The following is an 18,584-nucleotide window of genomic DNA, read 5'->3' as shown; positions in this document are numbered from 1 at the left end:
CAGGCACACCTGCGTTGTAAAGGATACCCGCAGTGAAGAGATCGCACAGATTCATCGTCGCGGGCATCGCGACGGTGGTCATGGGTGCCGCCGCAGGCGCTGCCCAGGCGGACCCGACCGGTGCGCCGACGTACCGTGACATCGTCGGCGTCGGCTCGGACACCACCGAGTTCGTCGTCGGTGGCCTGGCCGACACCATCACCGTCGGTGGCACCAAGGTGCTGGGCTCGTACGACTCCACCGGCCCGTCGCCGATCGTGACCAAGGACCCGGCCGGCAACCCGGCCTGTTCCATCCAGCGCCCGGCCAACTCGGGTGAGGGCGTGACCGCCCTGGTCACCTCGCTCGACGCGAACAACAACTGCGTCCAGTTCGCCCGTTCGTCCTCGAACAACTCGGCGAGCTTCCCCGGCAAGAACCTGACCTACATCCCGTTCGCCGTGGACGCGCTCACCTACGCGGTCCGCTCGGACAGCTCCATCTCCAAGAAGCTGACCACCGCGCAGCTCAAGAGCATCTACAACTGCACCGCCCCGGGTGTCGGCACGACCTACAAGCCGCTGCTGCCGAAGTTCGGCTCCGGTACGCGTTCGTTCTTCCTGTCCTCCCTCGGCCTGACCAACTCCGCCACCTTCACCACGCAGTTCCCCTGTGTGGCGGACAAGGACGGCACCGGCGCGGACATCCAGGAGAACACCGGCACGTTCCTGACGCAGCCCCAGCACATCGCGCCGTACTCGATCGCGCAGTACCAGTCCCAGGTCAACGGCGTCAGCCCGGCCGTGCAGGGCAAGGCCGTGCTGGCCACCCTCAACGGCATCTCGCCGACCTCGCTGAACACCAGCTCGTCGTTCAAGCGTGACGTCTACAACGTCGTGCCCACCGGCAAGCTGGCCACCGCCCCCTACGACACCGTGTTCGTCGGCGGCAACTCGGCGATCTGCCAGAACGCCGACACCATCAAGAAGTACGGCTTCGGCACCGCAGCCAACTGTGGTGACACCGTCATCGTGACTCCCGCGGGCTGAAAGGCACCTCGAACGTGAGCATCGGAAACGTGTTGCGGCGCCTGGGTGCCGGCACGATCGTCTTCGGCGCGGCCACCGCGGCCACGCTGGCCCTGGCGGGCACCGCGTCCGCCGGCACCCTCGGCACGCTGACCATCCAGCCGCCGTCCGGCCAGGACACCACCGCGCCGATCGTGCGGACGTCCGCGGGCTGCACCGCCGACTCGGACGCCTACTACGCGTACGTGTTCGGCCCGGGCGGCTTCGCCCCCGGCCTGATCGCCACGCCCACCACGGACGTGAACCTGTCCACCACGGCCGGGTTCCCGGTCCAGCTCGGACTGTCCTTCAAGGACATCGCGGTGGACAACAGCACCACCGTCACCCCGGGCAAGTACGACATCCGGGTGTCCTGCATCGACTCCTTCTCCCAGGAGGTCAAGGGCACCTTCGACACGTCGATCTGGTTCACCAGCGCGACGGCCTACCAGAACACCGACCCGGCCGCCCCGGTCACCACGAGCACCGCGCTCGCGGTCACCCCGGCCGGCCCGGTCAACCAGGGCACCAACGTCACCCTGACTGCGACTGTCACACCGGGCGCCGCGGCGGCGGGTGGCACCGTCCAGTTCAAGGACGGCGCCACCAACCTCGGTTCTCCGGTCGCCGTCAACCAGGGCACAGCGACCTTGTCCACCACGGCTCTGCCGGTGGGCACCCGGTCGCTGACCGCGGTGTTCAGCCACACAGCTTCGAACATCTCGGGCTCGACCTCGCCCGCGGTGTCCTATGTGGTCAACGCGCCGGTCGCCACGCCCACCACCACGGCGCTTTCGGTCACCCCGAGCGGCAGCGTCGCGCAGTTCAGCACCGTCACCCTCAACGCCACGGTCGCCCCGGCCGGTGCGGCGGGCTCGGTGCAGTTCACCGACAACGGCGCCAACCTGGGCTCCCCGACGGTCCTCAATAGAGGGTCGGCGACGCTCAGCACGTCCACGCTGGGCGTTGGGGCGCACTCGTTCACCGCGAAGTTCGTCCCGGCGAACCCCGTGCTGTACGTTGCCTCCGAGTCGGCTCAGGTGCCGTTGACCGTCAGCCCGTTCGCCGGGGTCAGCGCCTCGGAGAGGATCTCCACCACGGTGCTCGCGGGTGAACTGCTGATCAGCGTGGAGAACCAGAACGTCACGCTGCCCTCGCCGGTGATGCTGCCGGACGGTTCGCTGCTGCAGACCGCCGGTGCGATCAACCCGGTGCGGGTCACCGACACCCGGGCCGGTAACCCGGGCTGGAACGTCTCCGGCCAGGTGACCGACTTCGGTGACGGCGCCTCGCACGCCATCAACGGCGCCAACCTCGGCTGGACGCCGAAGGTCATCGACAAGGTGGCCGCGCAGACCATCACCGCCGGGCCCACGGTGGCCGCGGGCAACGGCCTCGCTCCCGGTGCCGCCGCCCCGGCCGGTGTCGGCCTGTCCGCCGCCCGGACGCTCGCCACGGCGACCGCCCTGGCGGGCAACGGAACCGCGCACCTCGGCGCCGACCTGGCGCTGAACGTCCCCACCTCCACGGTGGCGGGCACCTATACCGCGGTGCTGACGCTGACCGCGATCTGATGAACGGCGGTGGGACGGCCGAGTCGACTTCGGCCGTCCCACCGCCCCAAGCGCTGTCCCAGAGGGGAATGCCGATGCTCCGAGTACTCGCCGCGGCCGCGCTGCTGTGGGTGTTGCTTGCCCCACAGGCCTCAGCCGCCGCGCCGGTGACGTTCGGGGTGCGCCCCGCCACCGAGACCGCGCCGGACAACCGCAACAACTTCAGCTATGGCGCCACTCCCGGTGCGGTCGTGCGTGACTTCGTCGCGGTGTCCAATGTGAGCGAGACGCCGATCGGGCTCAAGGTCTACGCCAGCGACGCGTTCAACACCCCCGAGGGCGGCTACGACCTGCTCGCATCGGGCAAGCAGCCGACGGACATCGGTGCCTGGACCAAGACCCGCGACCACCAGGTGTCCGTGCCCGGGCGTTCGGTGGTGATCGTGCCGTTCACCGTGACCATCCCGGCGGACGCGACCCCCGGTGACCACGCGGGCGGTATCGTCGCCGCGCTGACCACCGAGCAGACCAACGCGCAGGGCCAGAAAGTCTCGGTGGAGCAACGGGTCGGCGCGCGGATCTACCTGCGCGTCGCCGGTGAGCTTCGGCCGGAGCTGTCCGTGCAGGACCTCACGGCGAGCTATGACGGCCAGTTCTTCGGCCGGGGTGACGCGACCGTGACGTACACCGTGAAGAACACCGGGAACGTCCGGCTCGGCGCCACCCAGGCGGTGAAGGTGAGCACCCCGTGGGGGTCCAGTGTGGACTCCGACCCGGTGGAGACGCTCCCGGAACTCCTGCCCGGTGGGGCGGTCAAGAAGTCAACAGTCGTGCACGGTTTGCTGCCCGCCGGGTGGCTGACCGCGAATGTCCACTTGGTACCCATTCCGCCGGCCGGCACGTCCGACCCGCGAGTGCCTGATGTGGAACAGGATTCGTCGTTCGCCGCGGTGCCATGGGTTGTGTTGGCGGCCCTGGTGTTCATCGCGGTGCTCATCGTGCCGGCGAGGATCCGCAAACGGCGGCGGGTCAAGCCATCGACCGAGGAGGTGCCGGAAAGTGTCACCGCGTGAGCTCGGCGGTCTGGTCGTCACCCCCGGCCAGGGCGCGGACATCTCGACCGTCCGGATGCACACGTCCGGCGGCTGCCCGAACGAGGCGGACGCGTACTACGCCGTGATGAAGGGCAAGGGTTTCCCAGCGGACGGCCAGATCATCACGGCGAACACCGATGTGGGCCTGTCCCACACGGCAGGGTTCGACGTGTACCTCGGTCAGACCCTTGGCGACTTCGCCGCGGACAACAACACCAAGCTGCAGGGCAAGTACGAGATCACCGTGCAGTGCATCGACTCGTTCAGCCAGAACTCGTTCGGCCAGTTCTCCGCTTCGCTGGAGTTCGGCTCGCCCACCAAGTACGTGGCGGTGGGCGCGGCCAAGGGGCCGGACCGGCTGCCCGACCCGCCCAGGCAGACCATCGCCGAGCAACCCCCGCCGGTGGCGGCACCTCCGCCGACCGGAATGTCCACTGTGGCCAGTCAGCAGCAGGTCGCCGCTCCGGTGCAGCCCGCCGCGTCGACGGGCAGCCTCTGGCCGATCCTCGTGCTCGCCGGGTTCTCGATCGCGCTGGTCGCGGTGCTGGTCACCGCGGCCGTGCTGCGCCGGAAGAACAAGTCCGGAGGGCAGAAGGATGCGTAAGTGGGCCGCCTTGCTCGGCGCCGTGACCATTGCCGGCATGGGGATCGCGGTGGCGTGGGCCGACCCGCCAGCCGGCACCCTCGGCACGCTGACCATCGTCCCAGCGTCCGGTTTGGACACGACCGCGCCGGTGGTGCAGACCTCCGCGGGCTGCTCGGCCGACTCGGACCAGTACTACGCCAAGGTCTACGGCCCCGGCGGGTTCGCGAACGGGCTGATGGCAACGTTCGGCTCGTCCGATGTGGGGTTCTCGGCGACGGCGCCGTTCCCGGTGCAGTTCGGGAACAACATGAAGGACATCGCGACCGACAACAGCACCACGGTCCAGGCCGGCACCTACACGGTCGAGGTCAGCTGCATCGACTCGTTCTCGCAGCAGGTGAAGGGCACGTTCACCACCAAGATGTACTTCACCGACGCGCAGCACTACCAGTCGACGCCTCCGGGTGGCGGCGGCACGTCGACGACGAGCACCAGCACCACCAGCACGCCCTCGACCTCCACGACGTCCTCGTCGACCAGCTCAACGACGACGACCGAGGGCAGCACCACGACCGAGACGACGTCGACGCAGACCACCACGCCCGCGAACAACGAGAACATCAGCGTGGCGGTCAACAACCAGAAGCTCGCCAACACCGGTTCGCCGGTGGACTCCTTGCTGCTGCTGGGAATCGCGTTGCTCATGCTGGGTGCATACATCTTGTACACGACGCGTACACGCAAGGTATACGAGCCGACGCCATGGCCGGAGGACTGATCCGTGCGGATCGCCGGCCAGGCCATCAGCATCATCGCCGCGCTGGCGCTGTGTCTTGTCGCCCAGCTGACCCTGCTGGGCGTGTTGACGCACAACAGTGACCAGGAACGCGCGTACACCGACTTCCGCGTGCAGCTGGCGAACGCCACCGCGCCGGTCCGCGGCCTGGACGGCGACCGGCGTCTGCTGGCCGACGGCACCCCCATGGCCATCCTCGCCATCCCCAAGCTGGGGCTGCGCGAGGTGGTGGGGGAGGGGGCGACCCCGGAGACGCTGAAGTCCGGTCCCGGTCACCGCCGGGACACCGTGCTGCCCGGCCAGGCGGGTACGAGTGTCCTCTTAGGACGGCGGGCGGCGTACGGCGGCCCGTTCGGTGCGATCAGCACGTTGAGCGCCGGCGACGAGATCACCCTCACCACCGGCCAGGGCGCCCACACCTACCGCGTGTCCGGTGTCCGCCGGGCGGGCGCGCCGCAACCCAAGGAACTGGCCAAAGGCGAGGGCAGGCTGACCCTGGTCACCGCGGACGGCCCGGAGTTCCTGCCCGAGGACATCCTGCGCGTCGACGCCAAGCTCACCTCCCAGGCGGTGCCGTCCAACGGCGCCCCGCCGTCGATGGCCGTGCGTGACGCCGAGCAGCCGATGGCCACGGACAGTGGCGCTCTCGTCGGGCTGGTCGGCTGGGGCCTGGTGCTCTGCGCGGGCGTCGCCGGGGTCGTCTACCTGCGGCAACGCGCGGGCCGCTGGCACGCCTGGGTGGTCGGCGTCCCGCTGCTCGGCGCGCTCGGCCTGACCGTGGCCGACCAGGCCGCCTCGTTGCTGCCCAACCTGCTGTAGGAGATCCGATGACACTGACGCTGGAAGCCGTGGCCGAGCTCGAGGCGCGGGAGATCTCCGCCTGGTTCGGGGAGCGCAAGGTGCTCGACCGGGTCTCGCTGAACGTGCCCGCCGGGACGGTGACCGCGCTGATCGGCCCGTCCGGCTGTGGCAAGTCGACCTTCCTGCGGATCCTCAACCGGATGCACGAGCTTGTCCCCGGGGCAACCCTCGCGGGGGAGGTCCTGCTGGCGGGCTCCGACATTTATCACTCATCTTGGAAACTGACCGAAGCCAGACGTGCGATCGGGATGGTCTTTCAAAAACCCAACCCGTTCCCGGCGATGTCGATCTACGACAACGTGACCGCGGGCCTGAAGCTGACCGGCACCAAGGTGCGCCGCGCGGACAGGGATGACCTGGTCGAGCACAGTTTGATCAAAGCCGGGCTGTGGAAGGAAGTCCGCGACCGGCTGCGCCAGCCGGGCGGCGCCTTGTCTGGCGGGCAACAACAACGCCTCTGCATCGCGCGCGCTCTGGCTGTGCGGCCGCGCGTTCTGCTGATGGACGAACCGTGTTCGGCCCTTGACCCGACGTCGACGAGGCGGATCGAGCAGACCATCGCGGAACTGGTCGACGAGGTCACCATCGTGATCGTCACGCACAACATGCAGCAGGCCGCGCGGGTTTCCCAGCAGTGTGCCTTCTTCCTGGCCGAGGAGGGCGCGCCCGGCGCCATCGTCGAGTCCGGCCCGACCGACCGGATCTTCAGCACTCCCGAGGACCCGCGAACGCTCGACTATGTCAACGGCCGTTTCGGCTAGGTCGCGATCGAGACAGCTGAGACCCGCCTGGCAGCACGTACAGTGGGAGCGCCCCCACCACGAGGAAACCGCGATGTTCGAGGCGCTCCAGCTGGACAAGTCCCCTTACGGCACCCGCACGCTCTGCAGCTGGGCCGATGCGGGCTGGCGGTCTTTGCTGGTCCAGGTGTACGACGACCGGCCGGTGGTGGAAGAGATGTGCCTGCCCGCGATCGAGGAGCAGGGTGTCGTGCTGGCCACGCACGGCCGGTCGATCATGGAGTCCAGTTCGGACGGTCGGTGGCGCAGCGCCTGGTACGAGCCGGGGCAGATCGGGATGACCGCTCCGGGGCGCCCGACCAGGCTGAGATGGCGCTCCACAACGGATGAACAGTTGCGCAGTGTGCACGTCTATGTCCCCGCGAGGGTGATGAAACGGGTCGCGGCGGAGTTGTGGGAGACCGACCGTGAGTGGCCGGACTTCCTGGCTGGCCGGGACCCGCTGCTGGAGCAGATGATCCGCGCGCTCGTTACCGCAGCCGCGGAAGGCGCACCGGACATGTACGCCGAAACTGCGGCTGAATTCCTGGCCGTGCACACGCTGACGCGGTACAGCAAATGGAGCGTGCCCACCACTCCGGCGCATGAGGACAGCCGGGTCCGGCGGGCCGTCGAGTTCATGCGGGACAACCTGCACCTGCAGCTGACCCTCGCGGACATCGCGCGGGAGGCCGGGTTGAGCGCGTTCCACTTCGTCCGGGTGTTCAAGGCGGCCACGGGTGAGACGCCGCACCGGCACCTGACCGCGTTGCGCGTCGACGCGGCGCGGCGGCACCTCGACAAGGGGGTGCTGCCGGTGGGCGAGATCGCCTATCTGTGCGGGTTTGCGAACCCCGCTCACCTTTCCACGGCATTTACTCGCCACATCGGCATGTCACCGTCTGCCTATCGAAGGCGTGGTTAGCAACTATTCGGCGGTCACACCGCAATCTGGTGAATGCGATCCCCGTTGGGCAATGCCTAGCATCGCGCCATGAAGCAGCGAACCGGCACCGTTTTCGAGACGAGTGTGCAGGTCCGGGCACGGGTGAACGGCAAGGACGTCGAGCTCACGGTGGACCCCCGTGAGTCCCTTGTGGACGTTCTGCGCGAGCGGCTCGGGCTCACCGGCACGAAGAAGGGCTGTGACCACGGTCAGTGCGGTGCGTGCACCGTTCACCTCGACGGCAGGCGCGTCGTCTCCTGCCTGACCCCGGCGGTTCAGGCCGAGGGCACGGAGATCACCACGATCGAGGGGGTCGCCGGGCCGGACGGTGAGCTGCACCCGCTGCAGCAGGCGTTCATCGACCATGACGCGATGCAGTGCGGCTACTGCACTTCCGGCCAGATCATGGCCGGCCTGGCCGCGATCGCGGAAGGACACGCGGACACCGACGACCGGGCCCGCGAGTACCTGAGCGGCAACCTGTGCCGCTGCGGTGCGTACTGCGGGATCCTGGCCGCCGTGCGGCAGGTCGCGGAGGGTGATGCCTGATGCGCCCGTTCGCCTACGCCAGGGCCGACTCCGCCGAGTCCGCCGTCCGCGCGCTGTCCGAGGCCGGTCCCGGGGTGAAGGTCCTGGCCGGCGGGACCACGCTGTACGACCTGATGAAGCTGGACATCGAGGCCCCTACCTCGGTCGTGGACGTGCACCGCGTGCCTGAACTGTCCTATATCGACACTTCCGGCGACGAGCTCGTGTTCGGCGCGGGCGCCCGGATGGCCGACATGGCCGAGGACCCGGTCGTCAGGAACGAGTACCCGATGCTGTCCGAATCGCTCTGGCGCGCGGCCTCCGAGCAGCTGCGGATCATGGCCACCGCCGGTGGGAACCTGTTGCAGCGCACCAGGTGTGCGTACTTCCGCGGCGGCGAGCCGTATGCGTGCAACAAACGGAATCCGGGCAGCGGTTGCGCGGCCATCGGTGGTGCCGATCGTGGCAACGCACTGTTCGGGATCAGCGATTCATGCGCCGCGGTGTACCCGGGTGACTGGCCGATCGCGCTGATCGCGCTGGACACCGAGGTGGACATCCTGGGGCCGGACGGCGAGCGCACGATCCCGCTGGCCGAGCTGCACCGCGAGCCGGGCGACCGGCCCGAGGTGGAGACCACGCTGCGGCCCGACGAGCTGATCCTGCGGATCCGCGTGCGCAAGACCCCGGCCGGGCGCGGGTCGGCCTACGTGAAGGTCCGCGACCGCGAGTCGTACGCGTTCGCGCTGGCCTCGGCGGCCGTGGCGGTCGCGGTCGAACCGACCGGTGTGGTCACCGACGCGCGGATCGGGATCGGCGGCGTGGCCACCCGGCCGTGGCGGGTTCCCGCCGCGGAACAGGCCCTGATCGGGCAGCCGCTGACGCCGGAGTCCATGCGGCACGCCGGTGAGGTCGCTTACCAGGGCGCGCGACCGGGCACACACAACGTTTTCAAGGTCGAACTGGGCATTCGCGTGGTCGCCGACGCGCTGCGGATCGCCGGGGAGCGGGCGGCGCGATGAACGTTCGGGTAGACGCACGGGACAAGGTGACCGGAGCGGTCCACTACGGCGACGACCGGGTGCCGCCGGGCCTGCTGTACGCGCGGTTCGCGGTGGCGACCATCGGCCGCGGCCGGGTCGTCTCGATCGACACCGAGGCGGCCGAGGCGGTCGAGGGTGTGCGGCTGGTGCTCACGCACGAGTCCGGTCTCGGCCTGAAGAACTCCGGCTTCCTGATGAGCGGCCAGGGCTTCGGGTTCCAGAGCCTGCAGCCGCTGGCCAGTGACCACATCGCCTACCGCGGCCAGTACATCGCGATGGTGGTGGCGGAGACCCCGCACGCGGCCGTGCACGGAGCCTCGCTGATCCACGCCACGTACGAGGAGGAGCCGTTCAGCGTCGAGCTGGACGCCGACGGCGTGGAGGTGTTCGAGCAGAGCAACTTCATCCCGAACCACGTGGCCGGCGACGCGGACGCCACGCTGGAGGGCTGCGAGTTCGTCGCCGAGGGCGTGTATGACCACCCGGCCCAGCACGCGGTGCCGATGGAACTGCACAACACGACGGTGATGTGGGACGCCGACACCCTGATCGTGCACGAGAGCACGCAGAACGCGAGCTCGATCCAGGCCGGGCTGGCCGCCCAGCTGGGCATCTCGGCGGAACAGGTCCAGGTGATCTCGCCGTCCGCCGGTGGCGGCTTCGGCAACCGCAACTCGCTGCAGATGCACACCAGCCTCGCCGCGATCGCCGCCCAGCGGCTGGGCCGGCCGGTGAAGGCGCTGGTCACCCGGCCGCAGGCGTTCCACAACGGCAGCTTCCGGCCGGCCACCCGCCAGCACATCAAGATCGGGATGAACGCCGAGGGCATCTTCCAGGCCGCGGTGCACGAGATCGACCAGCAGACCTCGCGGCACGACCTGTTCCCAGCCCTGTTCACCGAGGTCAGCGCCCGGCTGTACGGGATCAAGAACTTCCGCGGCCACCAGCGGCTGATCCGCATGGACACGCAGACACCCGGCTTCATGCGGGCGCCGTTCGAGCACGCGGCCACGTTCGCGTTCGAGTCGGCGGTCGACGAACTGGCCGTGCTGTCCGGGCGGGACCCGGTCGAGCTGCGGCTGCTCAACGACACCATGGTGGACCCGATCTCCGGGCTGCCGTTCTCCGACCGCCACGTGGCCGAGTGCCTGCGCACCGGTGCGGAGAGGTTCGGCTGGTCGGCCCGCAATCCACAGCCCGGCTCGATGACGGCCGAGGACGGCAGCGCCATCGGCTGGGGCGTCGCGCTCGGCAACTACCCGGCGCACGTCGTCCCGGTGATCGTCCGCGTGCACGCCGACGCCCGCGGTGGCCTGCGGGTCGAGGCCGGCGGGCATGAGATGGGCCAGGGGCTGCGGTCGGCGCTGATGGCGACGATTGCCGACAACCTGGGCATTCCGGCCTCCGACGTCACGCTGATCGTCGGCGACACCCGGGCGGTCCCGCAGCACGTGACGGCCGGATCGTGGGGTACCGCGTCGGCGATCACGCCGGTGCACAACGCGTTGCAGCAGCTGCGGGAACGGCTCGGCCTGCCCGAGACCGGCCCGGTCGACCTGGCCGCCGCGGTGACCGCCGCGGGCGGGGCCACGGTGACCGTCGAGTCCGCCAACCGCGGGCCCGGCCAGCCGGAGGCGATCTTCGATCGGCTGCGGTCGGGTCTGGTGGCCATCTCCGGGCCGCAGTACGCCGACCACGTCTCGTTCAGCCACTCGGCGCATTTCGTCGAGGTGCGGATCGAGCCGTCCATCCACCGCATCCGCGTGCACCGGGTGGTCAGTGTGATCGACTGCGGGCGCGTGGTCAGCCCGGTCACCGCCGAGAGCCAGGTGCGTGGCGCGGTCGTGTGGGGCCTCGGCGGGTCGCTGCGCGAGGCCAGCGAGGTCGACCCGCGCTACGGCGGGTTCCTCAACTCCGACATGGCCGAGTACGCGATCCCGGTGAACCTCGACATCCGCGACATCGACGTGAGCTTCGTCAACAAGCCGGACACGAAGTTCAGCCCGCTCGGTGCCAAGGGCATCGGCGAGGTCGCGATGTGCGGCGTCGGCGCGGCGATCGCGAACGCGGTTCACCACGCCACCGGCCGCCGGATCCGCAAGCTCCCGATCCACCTGGAGGACGTGCTCTAGGAGAGCCCACCGCGCTGGATGAGGTGCGCGGCGATGACGTTGCGCTGGATCTCGTTGGTCCCCTCGCCGACGATCATCAGCGGGCGTCCCGGAAGTAGCGCTCGACGTCGAATTCGGTCGAGTATCCACAGCCACCATGGATACGGACGGCGTCGAGCGCTATTTCCATGGCCACCTCGGAGGCGACCAGCTTCGCCATCCCGGCCTCCATGTCATAGCGCAGTCCTTGCTCGTGCCGTTCGGCCGCGTACAGGACCACCTGGCGGGCGGCGGTCAGTTTGGCGGCCATGTCGGCCAGGTAGTTGCCGAAGGACTGCATCACCTGCGCGAAGGTCCTGCCCCCGTTGACGATGTAGTCCTGTCCATTGTGTCTGGCCACTGTGGACATTGCTTACTCCCGGACGGTCGCGATGATGGCCGGCTCTTCCCCGGTCATTCGGCGTACCCCAATTCGGCCAGGATCTTCGCGGTGTGCTCACCCGCGGCCGGGACCGGGTCCATTCGCGGTGCCACGCCGTCGATCCCGGCGGGCGGGACCAGCGCCCGCATTGTGGCTCCAGGGAGTTCGACCTCCCGCCAGCGGCCGCGTTCGGTGAGCACGGGGTGTTCGAGGAACTCGTGCACCTCGTTGACGCCGGTGTTCGCGATGTTCGCCGCGTCCAGGGCGGCCATGATCTCGGTGCTGTCGCCGCGGGCGAACCTTTCCAGGATGATCTCGTCGAGCTCCTTGCGGTGCTGGACTCTGGCGCCGCCGGTGGCGAACCTGGGGTCGTCCGCGAGTTCGGGTTGTCCCAGGACTTGGGCGCAGAGTGCGTGCCACTCGGGCTCGTTCTGGATGGAGAACAGGACTTCCTTGCCGTTGGCCGCGGGATAAGCGCCGTACGGGGCGATCGTCGCGTGCTGCGTGCCGATCCGCGGCGGTTGCGTTCCGCCGTAACGGGTGTAGTACGCGGGCTGGCTCATCCACTCGGCCAGCGCGTCGAACAGCGACACCTCCACGTTGTGCGCGACGCCGGTGGTCGCGCGCGTGTAGAGCGCCGTGAGAATGCCCGAGTACGCGTACATCCCACCCGCGATGTCCGCGACGGAGATCCCGGGCCTCGCGGTCTCCTCGGGCGTCCCGGTCAACGACACCAGACCGGTCTGACACTGGACCAGCAGGTCATACGCCTTGCGGTCGGCCCAGGGCCCGTCGGTGCCGTAACCGGTGATCGAACACGTGATCAGCCCCGGCGGGATCGCCAGCCCGAGCCGTTGCGCCGCCCCCGGTGCCAGGTTCTGCACGAACACATCCGCCCTGGCCAGCAGCTTGTTCATGACCTCGAGCCCGTGCGGCGTCTTCAGGTCGAGGGTGATCGACTCCTTGGACCGGTTGAGCCAGACGAAGTAACTGGACTCCCCGTGCACAGTGGTGTCGTATCGACGGGCGAAATCGCCCCCCGGCCGCTCGACTTTGATCACCCGGGCACCCAGATCGGCCAGCTGGCGGGTGGCGAACGGCGCCGCCACCGCCTGCTCAAGGCTCACAACAGTCACGCCGGACAGCGGAAACGTGGTCACGGAGATCAACGTAACCCGCGCCCGACCGCTTGTCTGTCCGGGATACGCTCGGTCGGCGGGCCCAGCGGGTGATCATGGTCTGGACGCTTTCCACCGCATCGAAGGCGTTGGCGCCGAACACAGTCTCGTAGGAGAGCGATCGCATTCACCGCGGCCGGCAACTCCGGCCACGGCGATGTCAGCGCCAGATCACCCCGCGCCGCCATGACCATGCCCGCCGCCGCACAGATCTCCGCGAGATTCGCGACCCCAGCCGCGGATTCGATCTTCGCCACCACCGGGATATCCCGATGGGGCCGCGCAATCGTCCGAGCATGCTCAACATCCGCCACCGACGACCTCAACACCAGCATGGGCCGTCCGGTGGGCGAGGCGACCGGCTGGCGGGCGCGTACGACTGGCTGGCGGAACACCTCGACACTTCGAACATCGACGACCAGGATGCGCGGGTCGAGAGCTATAACGCCGAGGCCGAGTCGGGCTCGGAGTGGTTGCAGTGGCACACCATTCTGTTGCACTACGGCCTGCCGATCGCGATGTCGGCCTTGGTGCGCAAGCCGCAGGCGCTGGCCGGTGCTTGTCGGGTTGGTGCTGGTCAGTGCGAACTCGTTGGAGATGAAGGACTAGCGGCAGAACCCCTCCACCTCCTGACTCAGGCACTCCTGACCGAGCGAACGCGTACCAGGAGGATCACGATGACCGCGACCATGGTGCCCGCGAGGTAGGGGAACGTGGACGCCAGCTGGGTTGCGGCGTCGAGGAGGGGGCGGCCGAGGAGGACGGCTCCGGCTACCACGACGGCGGTGATGACGGGTGGCTGGACGGCGACGGCGAAGAACGCCGAACGCTCGGCGAACAGCGCCGTGATGACGCCGCCGATGACCACGGAGATCGGGAAGTACAGGCCGCCCAACAGGAATCCGCCGACGGCCAGGGCGAGGGTCAGCAGCACGGCCAACCAGCCGGGCAGTGTGGTCAGGTTCCTTCTAGTCGACACAGGGGATCCCTCCCGCGTCGATCGGCTGGACGTTGGCAATCTTCTGCACTTTCTCCTGCTGGACAACGATCTTGCGGGCGTCCGGTGTCCCCTCGCCCGGGGGTGTGGGTGGGGCCGGGTCGAGGAGGTTCTGCACGAACGCCTTGACCGCGGCGGGGCTGACCTCGACCGCCACGCCGTCGGAGGGGGTCGGCAGGTTGGGGCGGATCGTGGGGATGGTGGTGAACTCGATGTGGTCGCCGGTCAGGTCGCGCAGCTGCTGGGCGAACCCGAGCAGGTCCCAGCCCTTGTCCAGCACGACGGCCTTGGTCAGCGCGTCGACCAGCGAGCTCACCTTGCCGGGGTCGGCGAGGGTGCCGGCGCTGAACATCCGGTTGGCCAGCCCGGCGAGGAACGCCTGCTGACGCCGCACCCGGTCGAGGTCGCCGCCGGCCAGGCCGTGCCGCTGCCGCACGAACTTCAGCGCGTCGATGCCCTGCAGGGTCTGCGGGCCCGCCGGGAAGTTCGCGCCGGAGTACGAGTCGTGCACGGGGTTGTTGAGGCACACCGGAACCCCGCCGACCGCGTTGGTGATCTCGCTGAACCCGAACAGGTTGATCTCCGCGTAGTGGTCGATGTGCAGGCCGGTCAACGCGGTCACGGTGGCGATCAGGTTCTTGCGGCCCGCGGTGGTGGACTCGCGCGTGACGGTGTCGGCGTCCTTTCCCTGGTTGCGCAACGTGTTCGCGGCCGCGATCTTGCCGCGGGCGTAGGCGGAGTTGAGCTTGTGCATGCCGAACCCGCCCGCGATGGACACGTACGAGTCGCGCGGCAGCGACACCGCGAACGCCTTCTTGGTCGAGTCGGCGGGCACGTGCACGACCATCATCGTGTCCGTGTTCTGCTCCCCGTCGGAGTTCCCGGCCTGCAACGCGTCGAGAACCTGACGGGGCAACGGATGCCCCTGGTTGTCGGTGCGGCTGTCGATGCCCACCAACAGGATGTTCACGTCCTGAGCGGGTTTACGCACCGGAGCCTGCGCCGACGAAGACGAGGAGGACGGTGTGTCCGACACGATCACGTCGTCGGTCGCCAGGTTCGTGGTCACGTTGCGGTAGGTCACGTAGGCGTAGGCGGACACAGCGAGCATCGCAGCCGACACCAGCACCACGACCGACCTGGCGATCCAGGACGCCACTCGTTTCGCGTTCATTTCAGGTAGTCCGTCAGTAAGGCGGGCGTCAGGCCGTTCGCGCGCGCTTGCGCCATGAACGCGGTGACATCCGCTTCGAAGGTGTCCTTGAAGTGCATCAGGACGATGGATCCCGGCCGGAACTCGTGCGGCCCGGAGAACTTGATCTGACCATTGGCCACTTCGGACCCCCAGTTCACCACGTACTTGGCCCCGGCCTCACCGGCCGCTTGCAGTGTCGCGTCGTCGCTGCTGCCGAACGGTGCGCGGAACAGCGTCGGCCGGGTGCCGAACCAGCTCTGGTACTGGTCGGACACCGGCCCGATCTCCTTCTCCTGGTCGACTTCCGAGCGGCCCTTGAGGTTTACGTGGGTGGCCGTGTGGTTCTCGATGACCGAGCCGGTGTCGTCGCGCAGCTTGCGGAAGAACTCCGGGTTCTTCTGCGCGTAGAACTCGGTCAGGAAGAACGTGGCCTTGATGCCGTTGCGCCTGAGGATGTCCGCCATCGCGGGGTCCTGGTGGGCGCCGTCGTCGATCGTCAGGAACACGACAGGGTCGTTCGTCTCGACCTTGTAGACCAGCTTGGCGGGCCCGATCTTGGGCGCGGGCCGCGACTCCGGCCCCGGTCCCGGCGGCGGTGGTGTGACCTGCGCCGCACTGGCCGGCTGCGACCCGGTATTCTGCCGCGCAAGCACGAGACCGGCGATGAGCAGCGCGAGAGCCGCGACTGCCACGTACCGGAACGGCTTGAGACGCTCTAGCATGGCACTCCCCGAAGTGTCCCTGTCGAAAGATCCACCTTCGAAGCTAGGCACGGTTTTCGGCGGCTGGCCGACGGTTGTGTAACAGGGATCCGGCGACTGGCCCGCGGCCGTGTAACAGCCGACTGGCCGTCGCAGCGGGACTGGGCACAATGGGTGAGTGCGCAAGGTACTGACGCTCGTGGCGTGCTGCCTCGCGCTGTCGGGCTGCGCTACCGCGGGCGGCGTGCAGGTCGAGGGGGCGGCGGCGCAGGTCACACCCCCGCCCAGCACGCCACCGCCGCCCAGCGGCAGCGCCCCGTCGGTCGACCCGGTCTCCCTGCTGCGCGCCGACCCCAAGGTCAGCGCCGGGATCAAGGGCGTGCTGACCACACCGTGCCTGGTCGACGGCAGCTACCCGGCGGTGGGGCGCTACGTGGACGTCACCCTCGACGGCAAGCCCGAGCTGCTGGTGACCGTCGTCTCCTGCGACGCCAAGGGTCCGGCGGGCTGGGACTACCGCTACAACCTGGGCGTGTACGTGTACAACCTGGGCGTCACGCCACCCACGCAGCTGTTCGCGGTGGAGGAGCCGGGTGCGGACATCACGCCCCAGCCGGACTACGGCCTGGTCGTCACCCATCTGCGGTACAAAGCCAGGGACAAGAGCTGCTGCCCGAGCGACTCCATCGACGAGGCGTTCAAATGGACCGGCAGTGCGTTCGAGCCGCTGAAGAAGTGACGCCGAAGAAGTGACCACCGGAGAAATGAGCCCGATGCACGTTCTGCTGGTCGAGGACGACGCCGTGATCCGCGAGGCCACCCAGCTGGCGCTGGAGCGGGACGGCTTCAAGGTCACCGTCGCCGAGGACGGCATCAGCGGGCTGGCCGCGTTCCGCGAGCAGGACCCGGACGTGGCCCTGCTGGACCTGATGCTGCCCGGGATGAACGGCGTCAGCCTGTGCCGGCAGATCCGCGAGGAGAGCCACACGCCGGTGATCATGATGTCGGCCCGGTCCGACCCGATCGACATCGTGCTGGGCCTGGAGGCGGGCGCGGACGACTACGTGACGAAACCGTTCGACAGCACGGTGTTGGTGGCCCGCATCCGCGCGGTGGTCCGGCGGATGAGCCGGGCCGAGGCGACTGCGGACGACCAGGTGCTGCGGTTCGGCGACCTGGAGGTGCACCGCAACGGGCTCGAGGTGCGCGTGGGCGGCAACCCGGTCGAGCTGACCCCGACCGAGCTGCGGCTGCTGCTGTGCTTCGTGGACGCTCCGGGCAGCGTGCTGACCAGGGACGTGCTGCTGGAGCAGGTGTGGGACTACCAGTGGGGCGGCGACTCGCGGGTGGTGGACGTGCACGTCCAGCGGCTGCGGGCGAAGGTCGGCCAGGACCGGATCGAGACCGTCCGCGGCTTCGGGTACAAGCTCAAGAGCAGTCCGTGAAGCTGGTCCCGTCCGCCATGCGCTGGCGGCTCAGCGCCGCGATCGCCGTGGTCAGCGCCCTGGTCGCGGTCGCGTTGAGCCTGCTGGTGCGCACCGAGTTCAGCCAGACCCAGCTCGCCGACGCCCGCCAGCTGCAGGACGAACGCATCCAGCTCGTGGTCCGCGACTACGCGTTGTCCGGCCAGGCGGCCCTGGGCGCGGAGTTGAACGCGCCGAACATCCCGCAGGAGCTTCGGGACGCGATCCGCGGCGGCAACCGGGCCACCTATCTGGAGCGCGGCCCTGGCGGCTCGTGGATCTGGGCGGCCGCCGAGACCGACGGCAAGATCCTTTCGCTGCGCAACCCGTACACCGACCGGGATGACGCACTGTCGCGTTTGGACCGTCTGCTGATCCTGGGATCGGTTTCGGTGGTGGTGCTGAGTTCCGTGCTGGGTGTGGCCATCGGTGGACGGTTGTCCCGGCGGCTTCGGTTGGCGGCCGCGGCTGCTCGCCGGGTGGCCGAGGGCGATTCCTCGTCGCGGGTGGGGGATGCGATCGGGGACCGGCCCAAGGACGAGGCCGCCGACCTGGCGCGGGCCGTGGACGCGATGGCGGATGCCTTGCGGGAACGCCTTTTGGCGGAACAACGAGTGACCGCGGACATCGCGCACGAACTGCGGACACCCGTGACGGGGTTGGTCACGGCCGCGGAGTTGTTGCCGCCCAGCCGACCCGCGGAACTGGTGCGTGACCGGGTGCGGGTGTTGAGGGCACTGGTCGAGGACATCCTGGAGGTCGCTCGTCTCGACACCGCGACAGAGCAGGCCGAGCTGTCCGAGATCTCGTTGGGGGACTTCGTTCGCCGACGGGTGGGTGGGGTGACGCCGTCGGCTGAGGTTTCGGTGGTCTCTGACACGACCGTGCGGACAGATCCTCGGAGGTTGGAACGGGTGCTCGTCAACCTCCTTGTGAACGCGGCAAAGCACGGGGCGCCGCCGGTCGAGGTCACTGTGGACGGGTCCACTGTGGTCGTCCGGGACCACGGTCCCGGGTTCTCCGAGGAACTGCTGAAGGAAGGCCCGAGCCGGTTCCGCACGGGCAGCAGCGACCGCGGCGGCGGGCACGGCCTCGGCCTGACCATCGCCGTCGCTCAGGTCCGTGTCCTGGGCGGCAAAGTCGAGTTCGCCAACGCCGGAGAAACCGGCGCCCAAGTCACCCTAACCCTCCCCACCTAATGGGGATTGATCGGCGTGGCCTCCCACCGATTGTGGTTGGTGGGGGTGAGGCTGGTTGCCGAGCCGCTGGCCGGTGAGCACTGTCAT

19 protein-coding genes and 1 pseudogene are annotated in these 18,584 nt (G+C 68.9%); 14 read left to right on the top strand and 6 right to left on the bottom strand.

The genetic code is table 11. The annotated features are described in order from the left end of the window. Positions 1-32: 32 nt before the first annotated feature. From AB0J95_RS10155 to AB0J95_RS10105, 11 genes are all read left to right on the top strand, one after another. On the top strand, positions 33-1,028 hold the full coding sequence (locus AB0J95_RS10155; protein WP_364755123.1) for a hypothetical protein: 996 nt from the start codon (positions 33-35) through the stop codon (positions 1,026-1,028). A gap of 14 nt (positions 1,029-1,042) precedes the next feature. Further along, positions 1,043-2,620 carry an Ig-like domain-containing protein gene (locus AB0J95_RS10150; protein WP_364755120.1) on the top strand — a complete coding sequence of 526 codons (1,578 nt, stop codon included), beginning with the start codon at positions 1,043-1,045 and terminating at the stop codon, positions 2,618-2,620. Between the two features lie 74 nt (positions 2,621-2,694). Next, positions 2,695-3,672: a DUF916 domain-containing protein gene (locus AB0J95_RS10145; protein ID WP_364755117.1), complete on the top strand. Its 978-nt coding sequence runs from the start codon at positions 2,695-2,697 to the stop codon at positions 3,670-3,672. Next, a complete protein-coding gene (locus tag AB0J95_RS10140) occupies positions 3,659-4,297 on the top strand; it encodes a hypothetical protein (protein ID WP_364755114.1) in 639 nt (212 codons plus the stop codon). The genes AB0J95_RS10145 and AB0J95_RS10140 overlap by 14 nt, the downstream gene beginning before the upstream one ends. Further along, positions 4,290-5,057 carry an LPXTG cell wall anchor domain-containing protein gene (locus AB0J95_RS10135; RefSeq protein WP_364755111.1) on the top strand — a complete coding sequence of 256 codons (768 nt, stop codon included), beginning with the start codon at positions 4,290-4,292 and terminating at the stop codon, positions 5,055-5,057. The genes AB0J95_RS10140 and AB0J95_RS10135 overlap by 8 nt, the downstream gene beginning before the upstream one ends. A gap of 3 nt (positions 5,058-5,060) precedes the next feature. Further along, complete coding sequence (locus tag AB0J95_RS10130) at positions 5,061-5,894, top strand: class E sortase (protein WP_364755108.1); 834 nt, start codon at positions 5,061-5,063, stop codon at positions 5,892-5,894. An 8-nt stretch (positions 5,895-5,902) separates the two neighbouring features. Beyond that, on the top strand, positions 5,903-6,697 hold the full coding sequence (locus AB0J95_RS10125) for a phosphate ABC transporter ATP-binding protein (RefSeq protein WP_364755105.1): 795 nt from the start codon (positions 5,903-5,905) through the stop codon (positions 6,695-6,697). A 73-nt stretch (positions 6,698-6,770) separates the two neighbouring features. Next, a complete protein-coding gene (locus tag AB0J95_RS10120) occupies positions 6,771-7,640 on the top strand; it encodes an AraC family transcriptional regulator (protein WP_364755103.1) in 870 nt (289 codons plus the stop codon). 69 nt (positions 7,641-7,709) lie between these two features. Continuing rightward, positions 7,710-8,210: a (2Fe-2S)-binding protein gene (locus AB0J95_RS10115; protein WP_364755100.1), complete on the top strand. Its 501-nt coding sequence runs from the start codon at positions 7,710-7,712 to the stop codon at positions 8,208-8,210. Next, complete coding sequence (locus tag AB0J95_RS10110; protein WP_364755097.1) at positions 8,210-9,211, top strand: xanthine dehydrogenase family protein subunit M; 1,002 nt, start codon at positions 8,210-8,212, stop codon at positions 9,209-9,211. Before AB0J95_RS10115 ends, AB0J95_RS10110 begins: the two co-directional genes overlap by 1 nt. After that, positions 9,208-11,364: a xanthine dehydrogenase family protein molybdopterin-binding subunit gene (locus tag AB0J95_RS10105; RefSeq protein ID WP_364755094.1), complete on the top strand. Its 2,157-nt coding sequence runs from the start codon at positions 9,208-9,210 to the stop codon at positions 11,362-11,364. Before AB0J95_RS10110 ends, AB0J95_RS10105 begins: the two co-directional genes overlap by 4 nt. On the opposite strand, the pseudogene AB0J95_RS10100 reads toward AB0J95_RS10105, so the two are convergent. From AB0J95_RS10100 to AB0J95_RS10075, 6 genes and pseudogenes are all read right to left on the bottom strand, one after another. Further along, positions 11,361-11,680: pseudogene (locus AB0J95_RS10100) on the bottom strand (acyl-CoA dehydrogenase family protein); the annotation flags it as partial. The gene AB0J95_RS10105 and the pseudogene AB0J95_RS10100 sit on opposite strands and share 4 nt — an antisense overlap. A 116-nt stretch (positions 11,681-11,796) precedes the next feature. Then, entirely contained in the window at positions 11,797-12,924 is a 1,128-nt protein-coding gene (locus AB0J95_RS10095; RefSeq protein WP_364755091.1) for a CaiB/BaiF CoA-transferase family protein, read from the bottom strand. A gap of 5 nt (positions 12,925-12,929) precedes the next feature. Then, the gene (locus AB0J95_RS10090; protein WP_364755088.1) at positions 12,930-13,277 is read right to left on the bottom strand and encodes a pyruvate kinase; all 348 of its coding nucleotides are present in this window, start codon (positions 13,275-13,277) and stop codon (positions 12,930-12,932) included. 299 nt (positions 13,278-13,576) lie between these two features. Next, the gene (locus AB0J95_RS10085) at positions 13,577-13,921 is read right to left on the bottom strand and encodes a DUF6542 domain-containing protein (RefSeq protein ID WP_364755085.1); all 345 of its coding nucleotides are present in this window, start codon (positions 13,919-13,921) and stop codon (positions 13,577-13,579) included. Further along, entirely contained in the window at positions 13,911-15,113 is a 1,203-nt protein-coding gene (locus AB0J95_RS10080) for an LCP family protein (protein ID WP_364755084.1), read from the bottom strand. The genes AB0J95_RS10085 and AB0J95_RS10080 overlap by 11 nt, the downstream gene beginning before the upstream one ends. Then, a complete protein-coding gene (locus tag AB0J95_RS10075; RefSeq protein WP_364755081.1) occupies positions 15,110-15,856 on the bottom strand; it encodes a polysaccharide deacetylase family protein in 747 nt (248 codons plus the stop codon). The genes AB0J95_RS10080 and AB0J95_RS10075 overlap by 4 nt, the downstream gene beginning before the upstream one ends. A 157-nt stretch (positions 15,857-16,013) precedes the next feature. Between AB0J95_RS10075 and AB0J95_RS10070 the strand changes: the two genes are divergently transcribed. From AB0J95_RS10070 to AB0J95_RS10060, 3 genes are read left to right on the top strand one after another with little or no spacing between them, the layout of a single operon-like run. Continuing rightward, positions 16,014-16,574 carry a hypothetical protein gene (locus AB0J95_RS10070; protein WP_364755078.1) on the top strand — a complete coding sequence of 187 codons (561 nt, stop codon included), beginning with the start codon at positions 16,014-16,016 and terminating at the stop codon, positions 16,572-16,574. Positions 16,575-16,608: 34 nt separating this feature from the next. Continuing rightward, positions 16,609-17,280, top strand: coding sequence for a two-component system response regulator CseB (cseB, locus tag AB0J95_RS10065; protein ID WP_364755075.1), 672 nt, complete (start codon positions 16,609-16,611; stop codon positions 17,278-17,280). Then, entirely contained in the window at positions 17,277-18,497 is a 1,221-nt protein-coding gene (locus AB0J95_RS10060; protein ID WP_364755072.1) for a HAMP domain-containing sensor histidine kinase, read from the top strand. The genes cseB and AB0J95_RS10060 overlap by 4 nt, the downstream gene beginning before the upstream one ends. Positions 18,498-18,584 lie beyond the last annotated feature (87 nt).

The sequence above is a fragment of the Actinocrispum sp. NPDC049592 genome (assembly GCF_040675465.1).
Taxonomy (GTDB): Bacteria; Actinomycetota; Actinomycetes; order Mycobacteriales; family Pseudonocardiaceae; genus Kibdelosporangium.
This window is presented reverse-complemented; position numbering and strand designations above follow the sequence as displayed.

Bases quoted from the DNA above. Each gene is read 5' to 3' on its own strand.
- AB0J95_RS10145 (WP_364755117.1), top strand. From the start codon at position 2,695: ATGCTCCGAGTACTCGCCGCGGCCGCGCTGCTGTGGGTGTTGCTTGCC.
- AB0J95_RS10135 (WP_364755111.1), top strand. From the start codon at position 4,290: ATGCGTAAGTGGGCCGCCTTGCTCGGCGCCGTGACCATTGCCGGCATG.
- AB0J95_RS10125 (WP_364755105.1), top strand. From the start codon at position 5,903: ATGACACTGACGCTGGAAGCCGTGGCCGAGCTCGAGGCGCGGGAGATC.
- AB0J95_RS10120 (WP_364755103.1), top strand. From the start codon at position 6,771: ATGTTCGAGGCGCTCCAGCTGGACAAGTCCCCTTACGGCACCCGCACG.
- AB0J95_RS10115 (WP_364755100.1), top strand. From the start codon at position 7,710: ATGAAGCAGCGAACCGGCACCGTTTTCGAGACGAGTGTGCAGGTCCGG.
- AB0J95_RS10110 (WP_364755097.1), top strand. From the start codon at position 8,210: ATGCGCCCGTTCGCCTACGCCAGGGCCGACTCCGCCGAGTCCGCCGTC.
- AB0J95_RS10105 (WP_364755094.1), top strand. From the start codon at position 9,208: ATGAACGTTCGGGTAGACGCACGGGACAAGGTGACCGGAGCGGTCCAC.
- AB0J95_RS10090 (WP_364755088.1), bottom strand. From the start codon at position 13,277: ATGCTGGTGTTGAGGTCGTCGGTGGCGGATGTTGAGCATGCTCGGACG.
- AB0J95_RS10080 (WP_364755084.1), bottom strand. From the start codon at position 15,113: ATGAACGCGAAACGAGTGGCGTCCTGGATCGCCAGGTCGGTCGTGGTG.
- AB0J95_RS10075 (WP_364755081.1), bottom strand. From the start codon at position 15,856: ATGCTAGAGCGTCTCAAGCCGTTCCGGTACGTGGCAGTCGCGGCTCTC.
- cseB (WP_364755075.1), top strand. From the start codon at position 16,609: ATGCACGTTCTGCTGGTCGAGGACGACGCCGTGATCCGCGAGGCCACC.